Source organism: Methylovulum psychrotolerans (assembly GCF_002923755.1).
Classification (GTDB): domain Bacteria; phylum Pseudomonadota; class Gammaproteobacteria; order Methylococcales; family Methylomonadaceae; genus Methylovulum; species Methylovulum psychrotolerans.
In genome coordinates this window covers 15819-19807 of sequence record NZ_PGFZ01000027.1, presented here as the reverse complement: position 1 = coordinate 19807, position 3989 = coordinate 15819, and the positions used below count along the sequence as shown (strand labels likewise).

General features: G+C 53.6%; 2 protein-coding genes and 2 pseudogenes. 2 read left to right on the top strand and 2 right to left on the bottom strand.

The window, feature by feature from the left end; all coding sequences use genetic code 11:
* Positions 1 to 86: 86 nt before the first annotated feature.
* Positions 87 to 1025, top strand: coding sequence for an ISNCY family transposase (locus AADEFJLK_RS22705; protein ID WP_103975908.1), 939 nt, complete (start codon positions 87 to 89; stop codon positions 1023 to 1025).
* 27 nt (positions 1026 to 1052) lie between these two features.
* Positions 1053 to 1577, top strand: a pseudogene (locus AADEFJLK_RS22700) (IS6 family transposase); the annotation flags it as partial.
* Positions 1578 to 1644: 67 nt separating this feature from the next.
* Here AADEFJLK_RS22700 and hisC read toward each other — a convergent pair.
* Entirely contained in the window at positions 1645 to 2700 is a 1056-nt protein-coding gene (hisC, locus tag AADEFJLK_RS22695; RefSeq protein ID WP_103975907.1) for a histidinol-phosphate transaminase, read from the bottom strand.
* Positions 2701 to 2836: 136 nt separating this feature from the next.
* Positions 2837 to 3989 (bottom strand): annotated as a pseudogene (locus AADEFJLK_RS22690) (IS3 family transposase); the annotation flags it as partial.

Below are 3989 nucleotides of genomic sequence, written 5' to 3'. Positions count from 1 at the left end.
TGTTGGGTGGCGAGCGAGTGACCAGGACGGCTGGGGCAGCCGAAGGCATAAGCGGTCGCGTGATTTTTGCTGATTGACCGGCAAGGATGCCGAAGCAATCTTTCGCAAAAATAGCGACTCCCCTTAACGGCAAAACCAGCTATTCGCATACGGTGGTGACGCCCGTGTTGGTCAAACCCGGAGGCGACAAGGTCATTTCACTGTCCCCAGAATTTGTTTGTCCCCAGGATGGGCTGGAAAAGCAGGATTGCGGGCTCAACGCCTCCCTGCGATGGCTGGACAGCCGGGGTAGCCGGTACGCCGAACTGGGCACGACAGTGCTGGGTGACGACCTGTACTGCCACGAGCCGTTTTGTCGGGTATTGCTCTCCAAAGGGTTTGAGTTTATTCTGGTCTGTAAGCCGGATTCCCATAAGACCTTGTACGAATGGGTGGACGATCTGGAACGCAACGGGGTGGTCAAAACGGTGGTGCGCAAACGCTGGACGGGCAAATGCCACGAAACCGACACTTACCGTTATGTCAGCGCCGTGCCGTTACGGGATGCCGATGATGCCTTGTCGGTGAACTGGTGCGAGATGACCACGCACGCGGCGGACGGCAAGGTGTTGTACCGGAATGCGTTCGCCACATCTGTGGCGGTTGACGACACCAACGTTGCCGCCGTGGTGGCTTCAGGCCGCGCAAGATGGAAGATCGAAAATGAAAACAACAACACGTTGAAGACCAAAGGCTATCACTTCGAACATAACTACGGCCATGGCAAACAGTTCTTGTCCTCCTTACTGGCGACGCTCATTTTGCTCGCCTACCTGCTGCATACCCTGCTGGACTTAATGGACGACAAGTTTCAACTGCTGCTCCGGAAGCTCCCTTCGCGCAGGCGTTTGTTCGATGACATGAAGGCGCTGACAACTTACTGGTGCTTTGATAGTTGGGAGCATCTGCTCGATTTTATGCTGGAGGGCTGGTCTTATGACCCGGAAAGCCCAATTGTTTGGCCACTAAAACCCGAAATAGGGTAGCTTGGGGTCATAATGAGAATTGCTGATTCGCCACTGATCGCTTTGGCGGCAAAAAGCCGCAAACGGACGGTTGCCGGCTCTTGGCGTATGGACGAGACGTACATCAAAATCAAAGGGGAATGGGCCTACTTGTACCGCGCGGTGGACAAATTTGGCGACACTGTCGACTTCATGCTCTCCGAACGCCGCGACGAAGCGGCCGCCACCGCCTTCTTCAGGCAGGCCATTGACGGCAACGGCCTGCCCGAAAAAGTGGTCATGGACAAAAGCGGCGCCAACCTGGCCGGATTGGAAAACATCAACGTATTGCTGGTGCTGGCAGGCCTGCTTTGCCTGATGGTCGACATTTGCCAAGTCAAATACCTCAATAACCGGGTGGAACAGGATCACCGGTTTATTAAGAAAATCACCGGGCCAATGCTGGGGTTCAAAGCCTTCCGTTCCGCGCAGGCCACCCTCGACGGGATAGAAACCGCCCACATGATCCGTAAGGGGCAACTCGCCGGACGGACACTGCCCGCCCACCGACAATTTATCAATTTGGCAGGCTAGTTTTGTCCGCCAATCAGGCCAAACTCAACTCTTGTAAATATTTGCGACAAAACCGTGACAGCTCGTACTAAAGAATTTGTTGAAGTGTACTCACTAGCGTTCTGCATTCTGCTGATGTGCCGATGGTGATGCGCAGATAGTTTTCGGTTCTAGGGCCTGGCAGGCGTCTAACCAGGATTTTTTGCTCGCGCAGCTGATTTTGCAAGTCCTGGCCGTGCCGTGTTGGGTGTTGAACAAACAGGAAGTTGGCCATGGAGGCTAATACTTGGAACTCTAGGGTTTTGAGCTGGCTGGTTAGCCAATCTCGATTTGCTATTATCAGATTTCGGGTGGTTTCGAAGTACTCTGTGTCACGCAATGCGGTTTCTGCTCCAGCCAGTGCCAGCCGATCAAGCGGGTAGGAATTGAAGCACCCTTTGACAAGGTTAAGTGCAGCGATGAGCCCTGGATCGCCGAGCGCAAATCCGACACGCAGGCCTGCGAGGGAACGTGATTTTGATAGTGTTTGGATGACGAGTAGGTTTGGATATTCCTGGATAAGCGGAACCGCACTTTCTGCGCCAAAATCGACGTAGGCTTCATCAATAACGATAACCGAACCGGGGTGCATCTCTAATAAGGTCCTCAGCTGTGGAAGGTTGACACTTATTCCGGTTGGGGCGTTGGGATTGGGCAGCACGATACCGCCGTTAAAAGCGGCATAATCCTGAATATTGACCTGAAATGTGTCGTCAAGCGGGATTGGCTGGTATTGAATGCCATACAAGGCGCAGTAAATCGGATAAAAACTGTAAGTGATGTCTGGAAACAGGATGGGCTGCTCATGCTTGAGCAAAGCGAGAAAGGCATGGGCCAATACTTCGTCGGAGCCGTTTCCAAGAAAGACATTGGCCTGGGTTAGCCCATACATTTCCGCAATGGTCTGTTTGAGGGCCTTGCCGTCAGGGTCTGGATAGAGTCTAAGATCGGCATTGACCGCTTCCTGCAGGGCAGTTAAGACAGCAGGCGATGGCGGATAAGGGTTTTCGTTGGTGTTGAGCTTGATCAACTCAGCAATAGCGGGTTGCTCACCGGGGGTGTAAGGTTCTAGACTGCGGATGCAGTCGCTCCATAATTTATTCATAGATTTCGATCAATGTTTTATTAGTCTATAGTTTAGTCGAAAACGACTCTATTGCTTATTTTTGTGTTGCTGCTGTGGATATGACGTTGCTGTTGATTTAAGTGGACCCCATTGTCCAGACAATATTTAGCCTAGTTTAAGATAGTGTCATTGCCATTGCAGCGGATTGGCGCTGCCCCGTTTCTCCGTTTGAAACATTTCGTTTATCGCTAAAATGGTCTGCTATTTTAGCCCCGCCGCCGACCGCTGTCCGATAGACTTCATCAGGCGTTTTATAGCCCAGCGATTGGTGGTAGCGTCGGCTGTTGTAGAAGACAAAGTAGTCGGCCAGCCCTGACAGCAATTCCGGCAAATGGGCGTAACCTTTCAGATAAACATCCTCATGCTTGACGCTCCGCCACAGCCGTTCGACAAAAATATTGTCCAACGCCCTGCCGCGCCCGTCCATGCTGATGGTGATGCCGTTGCCCTTGAGTACGGCTATCCATTTGTCGCTGGTGAACTGCGCCCCTTGGTCGGTGTTGAACATTTCGGGTATCCCGTAGAGCCTGAGCGCAGTGTCCAGGCAATCCACGCAAAAGCCGACATCCATCGTGTTCGACACTTCCCAGGCCAAAACCTTGCGGCTGTACCAGTCGATGACCGCCACCAGGTAGACAAAACCGTGCGCCAGCCGGATATAGGTTATGTCTGTGCTCCAGACTTGGTTCGGGCGGACAAATACCCAAGCCCCTGAGCAAATACGGGTAAACCGCGTGCGCCGGGTGGCTTTTGCTGGTGTTGGAGCCGGGAGCCATCCCCGCTAAGCCCAAGATGCGCATTAGGCGCTGCACGCGCTTGCGGTTGACGCAATGGCCTTCGGCGCGTAGCCAAACCACCATTTTCCGGCTGCCGAAAAAGGGGTGGCGGGTGTATTCCTCGTCCAACAGGCGCAATAATATCAGCTCGAACCCGTCAACCCTTTCCGCCTTGCCCGTGTACACGGTCGACCGCGCGATGCCCGCCAAACGGCATTGGGCTGTTATTGCCAACCGCCCGTCATTGGGGTCGACCCACGTTTGCCGGAGGCTTAAGGGCTGATCCCGGACTTTTTTTTCAGCCAATCTAACTCCATATTGAGTTGGCCTATCTTGGCATACAGGCGTTCGGGGTCGCTTTGCGGGTCAACCGCCTTCGGGCCCCGCTTCGTCTCAAACAGTTGCCCGGCATTCTCCAGCAAGGCTTTTTTCCAGAGGCCGACTTGCGTCGGGTGCACACCGTGTTCTTGGGCTATCTCATTGGCCGTCTTT